This is a genomic window from Paenibacillus camerounensis (genome assembly GCF_000723885.1).
Lineage (GTDB): Bacteria > Bacillota > Bacilli > Paenibacillales > Paenibacillaceae > Paenibacillus_AQ > Paenibacillus_AQ camerounensis.
The window spans coordinates 70,462-86,605 of record NZ_CCDG010000052.1 but is presented as its reverse complement, the minus strand read 5'-3'; the positions used below and the strand labels follow the sequence as shown (position 1 = coordinate 86,605).

Here is a 16,144-nt window from a genome sequence, read left to right as displayed (position 1 = left end):
CTCCTGCGGCGCGGGAACCAGCGCCGCTGCATCTGCCGCCGCCGGGCCTGCGGCGGCGAAGGCTGTCCCCGGCGTGGGGTCGAAGGGCACCCAGCCCGCGCCGGGGAAGTAGACCTCCACCCAGGCATGGGCATCGGCCTGGGTGACAAGGAAGCGCGCAGGCTGGCCGCCGCCGCGCTCCGGGGTTCCCGGTCCGTAGCCTTGCACGTACCGGGCGGGAATTCCGCTGCTGCGCAGCAGGACAGTCATCGCCGAAGCGAAGTGGACGCAGTAGCCCTGCTTCGCGGTAAACAGAAAATCATCCACAAAATCTGCATCCCCCGGCGGAATCCGGGTATCCAGCGTATACGGATAGGAGCTGCGGAGATAGCTCTGGACAGCAGTAACAGCATCATACCTGTTCCCGGCGCCTGCGGTAAGCCCGGCGGAAAGAGTGTTAACCCGTCCGGGAAGCGCTGCCGGAAGCTGCAGATACTGGCCGGCAATGTCCCCGGGATCTTCCGTCCCCAGGCTGCGCAGTACAGCCGGACTGCTCTCCGGCAGCAGTGATGTCACTTCATAAGCTGTGATTGCAGCCGAGCCGGAAGACTCCGGCAGACGGAAGCGGTTCTTCTGAGGGCTTGCCAGTACATAGCCAAGACTGCTCCCGTCAGCAAGCTCAACCTTACCCACGTCAGCTACTTGCCCTGCACTAAAGAGCGGCAGCCCGCCAGTTGCCGGAGCCGCAAGCTCAACCCGCAGATCCAGTATCCGGCTGCTGTCTTGGCCGGCTGCTGTAAGCTCTGCTGACATTTCCTCCGAGGGCAGTCCCCTCAGACTGAGCGGTTCATACATAATTCCTTCCCGGATCCAGCGGCGGCCGTCATAATAAGCAAGGCTCTCTCCCCGCCAATACACAGGCCGCCCGGCGAAAGCCGTAAAAACAGGGGCCGTTCCGGGCGTAAGCGGCGCACCGAGCTCGCCTTCTGCGGTCCCGTAGCCCGTAGTACCGGTATTAGCGGCTCCGGCTTCCTCCACACCGCTTGGGGTCTCACCCTCCGCTAAATGCTGCAGCCGCTCCATCACCGGCTGCAGGCTGAGCGGCGCAGCCGGACGCGCTCCGTACAGCACACCGCCCGTCACCGCCGCAGCTACCAGCAGAATAACAGTAAGCAGCGTAAAGGCGGCCCAGCGGTAGTACGGGAGATTTCGCCGGCCGCTGTGCTCCCTGAGACGCAGCAGGCCGCTTAACCCCTGCATCCAGAGAATCAGCAGGGACGCTGCCACGACGTAACGGGTAGTGTTGATACCAAAAGCAATATCAAGTACAAGCAGATAGCCTGCAGATACTGCGGTAAAGAGTGAAATACTCCCCCTGTAAAGCGCAAGCTGCTGCACAGAGGCAACGAGCAGTCCCCAGCCCAATACCAGAATAAGCAGACGGCTGTCCTCACTCAGCCCGGATACCCGGCCTGTAATAAGCCTTGCGGCATCCAGCGGCATCCCTGATATATACGCACTGAGCCAGTCAGGCCCTTCATTCCGGTCACATGCCCAATACCAGGTCAGCGCAATTATTACAAACTGCAAGCTGAATTGTATTGCGGCGGGGACCCGGAAGCTTCCCCACAGGAGCAGTGCTGCGGCCGCAACCATAAGAAGCTCCAGCAGCTCCGCCGTCTCCGCCGCCGGCACTGACTGATGCAGCGGCATCAGCCAGCTGATGAACATCCCCATAATAGCCAAAGAGAACAGCAGACGGTAGTACAGAGGAGCGCTCTCCCCACTGCCGGTCTGACTGTTCTCTGTTTGCTCTGCATTGTGCCTGTGTATAGGTACAGGTGAAGTCCGAAGACCGGAACGCTCACCGCCAAGCCCGGAAGAAGGAGGACCTGTCAGCTCAGCAGTACCCTCCGGCGGTCTATCCCAGTGTAGGTCTCCCCGGAAATTCATGAGCTTCTGCCTCCTTGTTCCGTTCTGCCGCATCCGGATGATCCAGGCAGTATACTCTCGCACCGATCCGGGCCAGACTACCGCTAACCGTTCCTGCGGTCCGCGGCTTGTATTCCTCCGGTCCACGGCCTGCTGCAGCCTGCCCTTGCCGCATTTCTGCCGCTGCGCCGCCCGGAAGCGGAGCAGGCTGATCCCACACGTAGTACAGCTCCAACTTCACTCCCTGTACCAGGAACCGGGCGATTGTCCGTGCTGCCTCTTCCTCCAGCCTGCCTGTAATAACAGCTACCGTCATGCCGGGAATCCATTGCTGCGAAGCATCCTCCAGCAGTCTGCTGAGGCTCCGTGTCCCGCCGGGCCGGATCTCAGTAAGCAGTTCCTGTACTCTGCCGGGAATTTTACCCAGCCCTTCATGTCTGGCCATACCCTCAGGCCAGCCCCCGGTGAACAGCTGCACGTAAGCGCTGCTGCGCTCAGCAGAGAGCATCAGCCCCATTGCAGCCGATACAGCCCGTTCGAAGGCCGGCTCGGACTTGTTCCGCTCGCTGCGCGGATTCAGGGAGCTATAGGGAATCTCATACTCCTCTGCACGGTTAGCAAGCACAATACAGGACATTTGTGCGGCTTCCCTCTCCGGCACCCGGCTCTGCAGCGTTCCCCTGCTGGCGCTGCTTTTCCAGTGGATACGGTTCAGCGGATCACCTGCCACATAATTACGGATATCTGCAGCTTCACTGCTCCCCCGGCCCCGCTTAGGCATCGCTTCACCGGTGTACCGGCTGCTCTCCGGCCGGACGGTGCCGATATATAGCGGTCTCGGAAGAACCTTCAGGGTCTCCTGCCCCTTAAGCCGGCTTTCGCCCGTAAAAAGTCCCGCCGGGTCTCCCCAACTGATGCGGCTGCCATGCAGGTGATAAATGCCGCGCGGCAAACGGTGCAGCCTGTAAGTGTAACGGAAGGACCGCCGGAAGCCGGGAAACAGCAGCTCCCGGTGCCAGCTGCCGCCCCAGTAATCCGTGATAATCATCCAGGGCAACGGGAGGCGGGTCGCAAAGCTGACCTGCACCTCTACGGTCAGGCTGTCTCCGGCTACCGGACGGACAGGCGTGATGCTGCGGACGATGTTGAACCTCCTTGGCCCGAAAGCCTGCAGCAGGAATCCGCCGGCCATCAGCAGCCCGCTAACCGTAAGCAGGAACAGCAGCGAAGCACCGCCCCTCCAGCAGTAGAGACCGCCCAGCACAATCGCAACTGTCAGCATCCGTATCCATTCCGCCGCCACACTGCGGCTTCTGCGAAACAGCAGTCCCGTGACGTCGGGAGACCGTTCCGGCAGACTGCTCTTTCCGGTTTGCTGATCTATTAATGATGAAGAGGACAATTGGCATCCTTCCTTCGTGGTTATAGACTAGCTCTGGTATACAGAATGCAAGATATACAAGAGCCTAATACTGTCTATTCTTCCCACGAAAAAGGGTGCCCAAACCCCGTAATTTCTTTATGCCTTGGGACAGGCCTGTCTCACAGCGCCTTTACACGCCGCTCCTCCGCAGTCACTTTAACCTCCAGCAACGGATGCCCGGACTCCTCAAGCAGGTCACGCAAGGGAAGCCATAGGGCAGAGCCGATCAGCTCCACATCCGACTCCCTTGTTACAAGGGTCCCGTCACCCGAGATCAGTGTCAGGCGTTTATTCCCCGCATCCGCACTGACTTCACGCCCGTTCCACCAGACACTGCCGCTGCGGTTAACCGTATCCCAGCCCACCCGTCCGCCTAACCGTTCAATAACAGCCCGCAGCGGAACGACATACTGCCCTTTTCTGATTCTGTATTCTCCGGGATCAAGCTTCACCTCCTGCTTGCCCACCTCAAGGATGAGCGGCTTCCCCGGCCCGAACAGCCCGGCATTCGGTGTAATATTGGAGGCTATCCATGCGTCCGACGGCTTGATCCGTGCCGCCGCGGAGGCAGAAACTCTGAATTGCACCGGCTCCTGCGCCGCATCCAGCACGCCAAAACGGTATCCTGCCGCCTTATACCGGGCAATAATCTGCGGCAGTGCCTTGGCACTCTCCGCATGTCCGGCCCCGTCATGAAGCAGCAGGATGACCCGGGAAGCCTGCAGTGACAGCGATTCGCGGATAATCTCCGCAGCTGGTACGCCCTTGCGTCTGGAATCCCCGCTGTCTACGTTCCAGTCCATGACGGTGTATCCGGCCTCTTTTAGCAGCTCAAAATAAGTGGCATCAAAATGTCCGTACGTACCGCCCGGAGCACGCACCAGCCGGGGACGGATACCCGTTATTTCCCGCACGGCCTCTTCCGTCTGCTTAATCTGCTTCCAGAATTCTGTGAATCCGCTATATAAATCATGGTAATTATGATTATAGGTATGATTACCGATGGCATGTCCCTGCTCCCAGATCGCATTGATCAGCTCGGGATGGCTTTTGGCCTGCTGCCCCAGTACAAAAAAAGTTGCCTTAACACCCTCGTCACGCAAAACCTCCAGCACTTCAGGCGTCACATTGCTGGGGCCGTCGTCGAAGGTAAGGTAGACTGTCTTTGGGTCTGCCTTTGGGTCTGCCTTCCCTTTTGCCTTTTGTACTTCAGCAGCAACATCCCGCTGTGCAGCAATAGCTGAACCTGTGTCTGAGGCTTGTCCTGCTCTCGGGGCAGCCGTCACGGCAGCAGCCGGATTCACAGCCGGGGCGCTCAAATCTTGCATCACATCAGCCGGAAGATTATTCTTAGAGAGTACAGGCACGGCAGCACCGGCCTGCAGAGGGTTGGCCTTCCGCTCATTCAGGGACTGCGCGCCTGCCCAACCGGTCAAAGCACATAACATAACTGCCATAGCAATCAACCCGCGGACGGCATTCCGGCGGATAAGGGATTTGTTGCTGCCCTTCATTATCTCTACCTCCAGCATTCTATTGGCTTTAGCACCTATTTGGTAGATTGTATGAAGACATGCCTCGAAATAGAATTAGACATACCGCCTTTGGAGAGTGACTTATTATGGAGATGCTGAAGTGGATTCAGGAGCTATTCGCCGCATATGGCTATAACGTGCTGTTTTTCGGGCTATTGCTGGAATTTATAGCACTGCCCTTTCCGGGAGAGACCACAATGGCATTCGCCGGATTTCTCTCCTATACCGGAAGGCTGGATTTTTTGACACTGGTTGTTGTTGCCTTTGCGGGAACTACGGTTGGAATGACGATTACTTATTTTATCGGATTAAAAGCGGGCCTTCCCTTCATTCAGCGCTACGGCAAATGGTTCCTGTTCTCGCCGGCCAAGCTTGAGAAGACCCAGCACTGGTTTGAACGGTACGGCAGCTTTCTGATTTCCATCGGCTATTTCATTCCGGGTGTCAGGCATTTCACCGGTTATTTCGCCGGCATTATTGCGCTGCCCTTCCGGAAATTTGCATTATACGCTTACGGCGGGGCATTGATTTGGGTCATTATTTTTCTCGGGATCGGCAAGGTGTTCGGTCCGCAATGGATGGGCATCTTCCACCTGTTCGAGGTGTATGCCCTCTGGATTGTCAGCGGCGTTGCCGCCCTTGCTGCCCTGATTGCGGTATTCCGCTACCGCCGCTTTCTCGCTGTCTACGTACTGCGCCGCAAGCCTGAGCTTAAGCTAAAGACCAAGCTGAAAGAACCGTCCAAAGAACGCTAGCCTTGATATCACTATAAAAAACAGCCCTGCGACCGGGACACGCCCCGGAACGCAGCGGCTGTTTTGCTGCAGATCACTTTTAAACCCTCTAACGGGACAGCGCCCGCTTCCTCAGCAGCCTTCCCCGCACTGCAGCATATCCGGCCAGCAGCAGCGAGATAGCTGCGAATCCGGCTCCTCCGGCGCAGCCGAGCACTCTAGGCTCCACATAATCCAGCAGCCAGCCTGCTCCCAGCATTGAAAGGCCAAGCAGCGTACCGCTTACCGCCGACAGCATCCCAAATATGAGCGGCTGCTGCCGGGGAGGTGTCTCCCGCATTACGAGCGTATCCAGACAGGCGTTGCCCACACCGCCGGCTAAAGACAGCAGTATATACAGAAAAAACGCATGTATGAAGCTGCCGCTTGCACTGATTGCCATCAGCAGCATGCCTTCCAGCATCAGCCCGGTAAGTGCGGCTGTCAGCAGCCGTTTCTTCAGCAGCCTTCCCGCAAAAAAGCTGAGGCTGAGGCCGATTCCAAGCGCCGCATAAAAGGCCCCTATACCCGCATCCCCGGCATGGAATTCCTGCACCGCATATACACTGATCAGCACGTTGTCCCATCCGTTAATCACCGGCACCAGCAGCTCATAGGCTATCACAATTTGCAGGGCCAAGCTCCCTCCGGCAACATACTTAAGTGTCTGAAGCCGGCCCCCGGATAAATGGGCTGCTGCCGGCTTCTTCCCGGTCCCTTCAGTCCGGCCCGGCTCTGCCGCTGCCGGCGGAAAATGAATCCCCCACAGCAGCAAAGCTCCAACTAGGAAGGATAAGGCATTCACTATAAATGCCATTTCCGGGCCAAACCATAGCGACACTACGCCGCCTATGAACGCACCGAGGATCAGAACACTGCCGTTCATCAGCTGTTCCAGGCCGTTTATTCTGAGCAAAGCGGATGAATCGGCCAGCAGCGGGATGGAAGACTTGCGCACCGGGCTGTATACAGCTTCTCCCGCAGCCATTATGAAGCTTCCGGTGTACAGCAGCCACAGCCGGTCTTCTCCGTCCACCAGCAAAAAAGATAGTGCAACCGGCACACGGAGCAGGTCGACTGCAATCATAATAGCCTTTCGCGGAAATCGGGTTGCCAGTATTCCTCCAAGAGGGGCCATGAACAGATAAGGCAGTACCCTGACGCCCAGAGAAATTCCTACCGCCATGCCTGAACCAGTCATCTGCAGAACCAGCGCCAGCATGGCAATACTGCTGAAGCGGTCACCGATTCCGTTAACCAGCCCTGCTGCAAATAATTTTGAATATCCCCCCGATAGCCTGCCGGCAGGACCGGTCTTTCCGTTCCGCATTTTCATATACCCCGCAATATAATTAATATTATATCTAATTAGATATTAATCGAATGTTATGAATATAACAATGCTTTCTTTTCTTTGCGCTGCGGAAAATATAATATAAATGGTAATTGCCTATAACAAAGAGGGGGCTGCCTGTGAAAATAGACCGTCTGCTTTCCATCGTTATTTTGCTGATGAACCGTCCCCTGATCCAGGCCAAAGAGCTTGCCGATATGTTCGAAGTATCCGTACGCACCATCTACCGGGATATTGGAAGCATTAACAGTGCCGGAATCCCCGTCGTAACCTACCAGGGGGCAGGCGGCGGAATCGGCCTGATGGAGGGCTACCGGCTTGACCGCAATATGCTGACCGAGCGTGAGCTCGCTGATATCTTTACCGCGCTGCAAAGCGTCTCCTCTTATGGAGGTGCTGAGCACACACTGCTTATGGAAAAAATCAGCAGTGTCATTCCTCCCTCCCAGACCGCAGCCTTCCGCAGTAAAACCGCCCAGCTCGTTGTCGACTTTTCCCCCTGGGGGCTGCAGGGTCCGCTGGAAGAACGGCTGGCGCTGCTCAAGGAGGCGATGGAGGAATCTTCCGCTGTCTCTTTTGACTACGTTGCGGCCAGCGGTGCAGCCGGCAGCCGTTCAGTTGAGCCTTATACGCTTGTACTCAAAGGCCAGTCATGGTACCTGTACGGCTTCTGTGCAGAGCGCGGCGATTTCCGGCTGTTCAAGCTGCTGCGCATGAAATCGCTGATTAAGGAGGAGCGCCGCTATACCCGGCAGGATATTCCGGTAAGCGGCCTGCCCTGGAGCAGCGGCTGGGCAGATCCGGCCGGAACGACGCCGGTTGTGCTGCATTTCTCCGCTGCAGGAAGGCATCTCGCCGAGGACTACTTTGACTGCAGCGAGCTGCAGCCCGACGGAAACGGAGGCTACACCGTGAGTGTCTATTACCCGGAGGACAATTGGCTGTACGGCTTTATCCTCGGGTTCGGGCCTGCAGCCGAAGTGCTGGAGCCGGAGCATATCCGCCGCAGGCTGGGTGAGATCGCCGCCGGAATTGCCGCTGTCTATAACAAGGCTCCGGCGCAGCCCGCTAACCAGAATGCTCCGTCTGTACGTACATGAGGGTGAAGTACAGCCAATCTCTTGCTGCACCAAAAAACAGGACATCTCCAGCAGCGCAACGGCTGCAGGGAGATGTCCTGTTTGCTTTTATTATTTTACAGTCTGCGCCTTGATACTCTGGGGTACTGCGGACCCCGCTTCCTCTGTTTTGATGAAATCTGCCTGAGGTGAGGTCTTCCTGATGAACAGCGCCAGCACCAGAGCCACAGCCGTTACCCATGTAGCCACAGTAAATGCATGTGTGATCCCGTTGATTGTCGCCTCCTGTGTAAGCTTGAGCATAGCAGCCTTATCTGTCTGGGATACCGCTCCACTCGTTACAGCCTCAGTAATATTGCTCTTGGTGCGGTTGGTCATCAGGCTGACGAACAGCGCCATACCCAGCGCCCCGCCTACTGTACGCAGTGTATTGGACATTGCCGTACCGTGCGAGCTGAGGCGCTGCGGCAGCTGGTTAAGCCCGGCCGTCACAATCGGCATCATCAGCATGGACATTCCGAACATCCGGGCCGTATAGGTCAGGATCAGATGGGTATATGTTGTAGTTGTGGAAATCTGGCTGAATTCCCAGGTGGTGATTGTAGTAATCAGGAGTCCGATGACGGCCAGCCATCTTGCCCCGATTTTATCAAAAATAATACCTGTAATCGGAGACATAATCCCCATCAGAATTGCGCCCGGCAGCAGCATCAGACCGGATTCCATCGGCGTAAAGCCGCGGATCGTCTGGAGGTAAATCGGCAGCAGGATCATGCCTGCATACATCGCCATAGTAACAATAATGTTAATTACAGTAGTCAAAGAGTACATATTATAACGGAAAATCCGGAACTCCAGCAGCGGTGTATCGGTTGTAAGCTCACGCCATACAAACAGCAACAGGGAGAGTGCCCCCAGGATCAGGCAGGTAATCACTATCGCACTGTCCCAGCCGTCGGTTCCGGCATCACTGAAGCCGTACAGCAGACCGCCAAAGCCAAGCGTTGAGAGGATAATTCCGATTTTGTCGAGCTTTGGAGAGGTCAGCTGTCCAACATTCTGCATCGCCTTCATCCCCAGCAGTGTGGAGAAAATAGCGAGCGGCAGCACGATATAAAACAGCACGCGCCAGGAATAATTCTGCACAACCCAGCCGGACAGCGTCGGCCCAACCGCCGGAGCGAAGATCATCGCCACTGCCATCAGCCCCATCGCTTTACCGCGTTCTTCAATCGGGAAAATGCGCAGGAACACGATATTCATCAGCGGCATCAGAATGCCGGCGCCGACAGCCTGCACGACACGGCCGACCATAATCATCTCAAAGCCTGTACCGATCGCACATATCAGTGTACCTATGGAAAATAGGATCATCGACGTAATAAACAGCTGGCGGGTCGTAAATTTCTCTACCAGATAAGCACTGATCGGGATCAGCACCCCGTTCACCAGCATGAAGCCGGTTGTCAGCCATTGCGCCGTATTGGCCACAATATTAAGGTCCTCCATCATTTTCGGCAGGGCTACGTTCATCAGCGTCTGGTTGAGCAGCGCGACAAAAGCACCGATCAGCAGCGCGGCGATAATCGGCCCTCTGCGGATTGCCTTGGCTCCGCCCGCAGTATTTGCATGTATTGTACTCATAGTTACTTGTTTTCTCTCCCTTGAACTAAAATGTTAATGATTTCACCATGCAGCCGCAGCAATTCCTTAACATCTTCAGCAGGAATATTCTCCAGAGGCTGCAGATGCTTACGGATTGACTGCTTACTGCGCTCTCTGATCTCCAGCCCCTTCTCCGTTGCCGCCAGATGAACAACCCGCCTGTCTGTCTCTGACCGCTGTCTTGTAATCAGGCCAGCCTTAACCATCCGGTCCACCACCCCGCTCGCAGCACTGTTGCCTAAGTGAAGCAGATCTGCAAGCTCGGTAATGCCGATATCGGGGTGCATAGCCAGCTTACGCAGTACCATGAGCTGTGTAGATGTTACTTCAAGCTCTTCTGCATCCTTCCAGAGAAGCTGCTGGTAATTATGGGTGATGCAGCGGAATGAAGACAGAATGTCATCCAGCTGCCGCTCTTTTTCCTCCAACCTGGCCACCACGCTTTTCGTTCATAATAATACTTCGTATACGAACTATTTTACTATTTACGTATTTTTACGTCAACACTTTACTGAAAATTCCTGAAAATTAATATTTCTTTACTTGTATTTTCATAATATGTTTTCAATCTTTAGTGCAGCTGTCAGGCTCGGGATGATTTTGAGCTTATTGTGAGCTTTTGACGTAAAACAGACACTTCTCAATTATATCCATCCGTGGATTTTATTTATAATTCGAGTAAGGACAGGAGTTTGTAATACAGAGAGGATGAAAGGGATGAATCTGGAGCAGCGGAAAGTGTGGAACGAGAATCACAAGGCATTAACCGGACTGCTTGGCAGACCTGATAAGCAATCTGAAGCGGCGGACTTATTCCTGGAGCAGCACCGCTGGCTGTATGCTTCAGGAGAAGCTGGCGGGCTGGCGACTTATGAGGATGTGATTATGAACACTCTCGGGGAGCAGACCTTCCGGGCGTATCCGGTACGCACATCTGCCAGCAGGAACTCCATTGCCTGGCATCTGTGGCATGCAGCGCGGATCGAAGACATCACGATGAATGTACTGATCTCGGGCAGGGAGCAGATACTGCACAGCGGAGGCTTTGCGGATAAGCTCAATACACGGTTCATTCACTCCGGCAACGGGATGGATGAGTCAGAGATTGCCGAACTGAGCTCCGTTCTGTCTTTTGAGGCGTTGCCGGACTACAGGCTGGCTGTCGCTCAGCGGACCCGCTCCATTATCGCAGGGTTAAGCGCTGCCGAGCTAAGAACCAAAGTCAGCGCCCGGCGGCTCAATCAGGTGAAGGAGCAGGAGGCTGTCAAAGCAACCGAGCAGTGGCTGCTGGATTACTGGGGAGGTAAGACGGCAGCCGGACTGGTGTTAATGCCGGCTACCCGGCATAACTTTCTGCACCTGAACAAGTCGATGCAGGTGAAGCTTAAGCTGCAGAAGCAGCCGACCCGCCAATAGCCGGAGCCGGCCGCACACAAAAGCGGAGCAGGGACTGAATCCCTGCTCCGCTTTTGTGTAGCGTGTACCTCTTGAATTCTTCCTCAACCAGCCCCGTTTTCTTGCCCGCATAAATATAGTGGAAAAAAGCAACCTAATTCATTCAGAAGGCTCATATGGAAGGATTTGGTTGGAAAATAGCCAATTAAACCTGCGGTTTTGACCTCAAAACAGGTTTGCACCCCAAAATAAGTAACGTTTTTCCACCTAATCATTAGGAAATGGGTACAATCATGAATTTTACTGAAGAAAATCCAACTATATAGATTGAACTAATATTGCTGTTTTGGGATTGCATGTGACTCCAGAGAATATTTGGACTTCCAGCCGCTGCCCTTCTGCAGATTTCTTGATTTAAACCCTTTTTAACGGTTGAAATCCGCAGACAGCTTATGTTTCCGATGCGAGCTTTTCTGCGAAAAGCTTTCAGGCGGACGCTACCGCTCCTCCAGTTCCAAAATTCCCCTCCGCCACTTTTCCCTTAACTTAAATTCTTAAGTTCAATCTATATAAATATTATTTAAGCCCCGTCTTCCGATGAAGCCACCGGAACAAGACCTGTCGGGCTAAACCCCGCTGCTGAAGGTCTCCAGCTTAACCGGATGATTCTGGCGGCCGGCTGGCTGCTTCGCATGCTTACTGCTGATCAGCTCGCTGGCGATCGACATCATCAGTTTGATCCGGTTCGCCTGATTCACCACGCTCACACCCGCATCATAATCGATTGCCGCAATATTAGCTCCCGGATACAGCTCCTTCAGCCCTTTAATGCTTCCCCGGCCGGTAATATGATTCGGCAGGCAGGCGAACGGCTGGATACAGACGATATTATCCACTCCGTTGTCCAGCAGATCCATCATCTCCGCTGTCAGGAACCAGCCCTCGCCCATCTGGTTGCCGACTGATACCAGACGGCTCGCCTTCTCCGCCAGCCCGTAAATATTTTCCCTGCTCTTCGCCAGTCCTGCTTCCTCCAGTGCCACCTTCACCGGCCTGCGGTAAATTTCGAGATAGGAGATAAGCATCGGATTGATGTATCCAAGCCGCTTGCTTTTGCCGAACTGCTCCGCCTTGTAGATCGGGTTATAGATGCAGTAGAAGATGAAGTCCAGGAAGTCCGGCATGACAGCCTCGCCGCCCTCCGCCTCAATCATTTCAATAATCCGGTTATTCGCATCCGGATGGAATTTGATCAGGATCTCGCCGACAATGCCTACCTTCGGCTTCTCATAATCATGGACCGGAAGGCGGCTGAACCCCGCCACAATGTCCCGGACCAGCCGTTTGTATTCCCGGAAGGAGAAGGTTGACAGGCTGGCCTTGCAGCGGTCCATTCCTTTGCGGTAGAGCGCCTCAGCGCTGCCCGGAATCCGTTCATACGGCCGGAACCGGTGCAGCAGCCGCATCATGAGATCACCGTAGCAGGCTGCGGCGACCAGCCGGTTCGCCAGCTTGAGGCTGATCTTGAAGCCGGGCTGATTCTCCATGCCGGAGGCATTCAGCGAGATGACCGGAATATGCCCCAGCCCTGAATCCTTCAGCGCCTTGCGCAGCAGCGATATATAATTGGTCGCCCGGCAGCCGCCCCCGGTCTGTGACATAATGACCGCGGTGCGGTTCAGGTCATACCCTCCGCCTTTTAGGGCTGACAGAATCTGCCCGATGGTGACTATCGCCGGGTAACAGGCATCATTATTAACGTATCTGAGCCCTTCCTCTGTCTCCTGCGGCCCGGTTGTCTCCAATATCTTGAGCCGGTATCCCGCATCCTGAAAGACGCGTTCAAACAGCTCGAAGTGCACCGGCGACATCTGCGGCGACAGAATGGTGTAGCTCTCCTTCATTTCCTTAGTAAAGGTAATGCTGGCCTGCGTTTTGTACAGGAGCTGCGGCTGCACTTCGCTCTTCTCGCGCTCGCGCATGGCGGCAAGCAGCGAGCGCAGCCGGATGCGGGCCGCGCCGAGGTTGCTGATCTCATCAATTTTGATCAAAGTGTAGACCTTGTTGTTCCGCTCCATGATCTCCTGCACAGCATCACAGGTAATGGCATCAATACCGCAGCCGAAGGAGGTGAGCTGCACCAGCTCCAGATCCTTGCGGGTGGAGGCCAGCCGTGCGGCACGGTACATTCGGGCATGATAGGTCCACTGGTTGACCACAGCCACATCGCCTTCACTGCGGTCGAGATGACAGACCGAATCCTCAGTCAGCACCGCCAGCCCCATGCCGGTAATCATATCGGCAATACCGTGATTGATCTCCGGATCTGCATGGTACGGATGGCCGCAGAGCAGAATTCCCTTTGTGCCTGTCGCGCTCAGGAACGCCAAGGTTTCCTCGCCTTTGGAGCGCACATCCCTTTTGGCATGCTCCGCTTCAGCCAGACCGGCCTGAACAGCGGCAATAATCTCATCCTTCGGGATATCGGTGAAGGTCTTCATCAACCCTTTGGTCAGGGCAGCAATATCATCAAAGGTCAGAAACGGGCTGACAAGCGGAACTCCGCCTTCCTTCAGGCTATCCATATTGTTGCGGATGACCTCAGGATAAGAAGCAACCACCGGGCAGTTGAAGTGGTTCGTGGCCGCTTCATCCTCCTTCTTCTCATACACAATTGCCGGATAGAAAATAAAGTCTGCGCCTTTGCCCACCAGGCTTTGCACATGGCCGTGGGCCATCTTCGCCGGATAGCAGATGGATTCGGAAGGAATGGTGTCCATTCCGCTCTCATACAGCTTTTTACTGGACTTGGGGGACAGAACCGTCCGGTAACCCAGCCGGGTGAAAAAAGTATGCCAGAACGGAAAATTCTCGAACATATTCATCGTACGCGGAATGCCGACAACGCCCCGCTGTGCCTCATCTTCCGGCAGCCCCTCATAATCGAAGAACCGTTCGTATTTATACTGCATCAGATTCGGCAGTGTATTCTTACTCTTCTTCCCCCCGGCTCCGCGTTCACAGCGGTTACCGGTCACATGGAAGCTTTTATCCGGAAAACGGCTGATCGTCAGCGCGCAATTGTTGGCACACAGGCCGCAGCGGCCCGGCGATACCTGACAGGTAAAGGCCTCCAGCTCCTCCGGTCCAAGCAGCGTGCTGATGCCTCCCGCCACGGATTGTTCCTTAGCCAGCAGGGCACAGCCGTAGGCACCCATTACGCCGGCGATATCCGGCCTTACAACGGTTCTGCCGGTCAGCAGCTCGAACGCCCGCAGCACAGCCTCATTATAAAAGGTTCCGCCCTGAACGATGATATTGCGTCCCAGATCCTCGCTATTGCGGATTTTGATTACTTTTTGCAGGGCATTCTTGATAACAGAGTACGCCAGCCCGGCAGAAAGGTCGGCCAGCGAAGCGCCTTCCTTCTGCACCTGCTTCACCTTGGAATTCATGAACACAGTGCAGCGTGAGCCAAGATTGACCGGCTTGCTCGATTCCAGCGCGGCATTGGCAAATTCCGCGATGCCCAGCTCCAGGGCAGAGGCAAAGCTCTCAAGGAAAGAACCGCAGCCTGCCGAGCAGGCCTCGTTCAGCATCAGGCTGTCGATGGCCCCGCCGCGGATTTTGATGCACTTCATATCCTGGCCGCCGATGTCGAGAATGAAGTCGACCTCAGGCATAAATTTAGAAGCCGCCTTATAGTGTGCTACCGTCTCCACTTCTCCGCCGTCCGTCCGCAGTGCAGCCTTAATCAGACCTTCGCCGTATCCGGTGGCATAAGCGCCTGCAATATAGCAGTCTTCCGGCAGCAGCCTGTAAATTTCCTTAAGGGCATCCCTGACCGACTGCAGCGGATTCCCCTTGTTACTGCCGTAGGAGGTGTACAGGATCTGATCATCAGCACCGGTTATGACCAGCTTCGTCGTCGTTGAGCCTGCATCAATTCCGAGATAACACGCCCCGCTGTAATCCGCCAGCTCCGCACGCTTGACTGCAGCCCTGCCGTGGCGCTGCCGGAACTCAGCCAGATCTGCCGCTGTTTCGAACAGTGGCGGCAGATCGGCATCCTCAGCGCGGTCAGCTTTGAAATTGACCGCTTCAATCCGGGATATCCACTCCCCCAGCGGCAGCATTAGCGGCTCTGACTGCGCCAGCGCTGAACCGATCGCCACAAAATACTGGGACCGCTCCGGAAACAGCACCTCCCCTTCCTTAAGCCCCAGCGTCTTGGCGAACAGATCGCGCAGCACGGGCAGGAAGGTTAGCGGACCGCCCAAAAAAGCCACCCGTCCGCGGATTGGACGGCCGCAGGCCAGCCCGCTGATCGTCTGGTTCACGATGCTCTGAAAAATGGACGCAGCTATATCCTCACGCCGCGCACCTTCATTAAGTAGCGGCTGTACATCGCTCTTGGCAAACACGCCGCAGCGTGAAGCAATCGGATAGATCCGCTCATGCTTCTCCGCAAGCTTGTTAAGTCCGGCAGGGTCTGTCTGCAGCAGGGCAGCCATCTGATCGATGAACGCTCCGGTACCGCCTGCACAGGCGGTGTTCATCCGCTGCTCAATGCCGCCGTTCAAATAAATGATCTTGGCATCCTCTCCGCCAAGCTCAATTGCTGTATCGCACTGCGGAATCAGCTCACTGATCGCTTTGGTGCAGGCAATAACCTCCTGAACAAAGGGGACTCCGCCAAGCTTTGATAAAGACATGCCTGAGGAACCGCTTACAGCCAGCGCCGCCTTCCTGTCCGGGAACCGGTCCCGGACATCGGACAGAAGGGATAGTGCGGCTCTTTTTATATCACTGAAATGTCTGGCATAATCCTGATAAACAATGGTACCCCGTTCCATAACAACCAATTTGGCCGTAGTTGATCCGACATCAAGCCCTATACGCATCATCATGCCATCCCCTTGCCTTGCTCCAAATTTGAAGTAATATGAGGCAACTATATCATGAGAGCGCCTTATAAAGGCTGTTAGAAATGTTACAGACAATTTCAA

At 55.4% G+C, this 16,144-nt stretch carries 10 protein-coding genes; 3 read left to right on the top strand and 7 right to left on the bottom strand.

Annotation, left to right across the window (positions count from 1 at the left end):
* The 3 genes from BN3772_RS19415 to BN3772_RS19405 all read right to left on the bottom strand — a co-directional run.
* On the bottom strand, positions 1-1,932 hold a 1,932-nt coding region (locus BN3772_RS19415), incomplete at its 3' end, for a transglutaminase TgpA family protein (protein ID WP_042201513.1).
* Positions 1,901-3,313 (bottom strand): DUF58 domain-containing protein, encoded by a 1,413-nt coding sequence (locus tag BN3772_RS19410; protein ID WP_052380596.1) that lies wholly within the window; start codon positions 3,311-3,313, stop codon positions 1,901-1,903. The genes BN3772_RS19415 and BN3772_RS19410, both read right to left, overlap by 32 nt.
* 140 nt (positions 3,314-3,453) lie before the next feature.
* The gene (locus BN3772_RS19405) at positions 3,454-4,848 is read right to left on the bottom strand and encodes a polysaccharide deacetylase family protein (RefSeq protein WP_042201510.1); all 1,395 of its coding nucleotides are present in this window, start codon (positions 4,846-4,848) and stop codon (positions 3,454-3,456) included.
* 107 nt (positions 4,849-4,955) lie between these two features.
* On the opposite strand from BN3772_RS19405, the gene BN3772_RS19400 reads away from it, so the two are divergent.
* Entirely contained in the window at positions 4,956-5,624 is a 669-nt protein-coding gene (locus BN3772_RS19400) for a DedA family protein (RefSeq protein ID WP_042201509.1), read from the top strand.
* Positions 5,625-5,712: 88 nt separating this feature from the next.
* On the opposite strand, the gene BN3772_RS19395 is transcribed toward BN3772_RS19400, so the two are convergent.
* Positions 5,713-6,972 (bottom strand): MFS transporter, encoded by a 1,260-nt coding sequence (locus tag BN3772_RS19395; RefSeq protein WP_042201507.1) that lies wholly within the window; start codon positions 6,970-6,972, stop codon positions 5,713-5,715.
* Positions 6,973-7,115: 143 nt separating this feature from the next.
* Here BN3772_RS19395 and BN3772_RS19390 point away from each other — a divergent pair, with 143 nt between their 5' ends.
* Positions 7,116-8,096: a helix-turn-helix transcriptional regulator gene (locus BN3772_RS19390; RefSeq protein ID WP_042201505.1), complete on the top strand. Its 981-nt coding sequence runs from the start codon at positions 7,116-7,118 to the stop codon at positions 8,094-8,096.
* A 90-nt stretch (positions 8,097-8,186) separates the two neighbouring features.
* Here the strand turns inward: BN3772_RS19390 and BN3772_RS19385 are convergent, their stop codons facing one another.
* Positions 8,187-9,719 (bottom strand): DHA2 family efflux MFS transporter permease subunit, encoded by a 1,533-nt coding sequence (locus BN3772_RS19385; RefSeq protein ID WP_042201504.1) that lies wholly within the window; start codon positions 9,717-9,719, stop codon positions 8,187-8,189.
* 2 nt (positions 9,720-9,721) lie between these two features.
* A complete protein-coding gene (locus tag BN3772_RS19380; RefSeq protein WP_042201502.1) occupies positions 9,722-10,168 on the bottom strand; it encodes a MarR family winged helix-turn-helix transcriptional regulator in 447 nt (148 codons plus the stop codon).
* 289 nt (positions 10,169-10,457) lie between these two features.
* On the opposite strand from BN3772_RS19380, the gene BN3772_RS19375 reads away from it, so the two are divergent.
* Positions 10,458-11,156: a DinB family protein gene (locus BN3772_RS19375; RefSeq protein ID WP_042201501.1), complete on the top strand. Its 699-nt coding sequence runs from the start codon at positions 10,458-10,460 to the stop codon at positions 11,154-11,156.
* Positions 11,157-11,761: 605 nt separating this feature from the next.
* On the opposite strand, the gene BN3772_RS19370 is transcribed toward BN3772_RS19375, so the two are convergent.
* Complete coding sequence (locus BN3772_RS19370) at positions 11,762-16,045, bottom strand: 2-hydroxyacyl-CoA dehydratase (RefSeq protein WP_052380595.1); 4,284 nt, start codon at positions 16,043-16,045, stop codon at positions 11,762-11,764.
* Positions 16,046-16,144 lie beyond the last annotated feature (99 nt).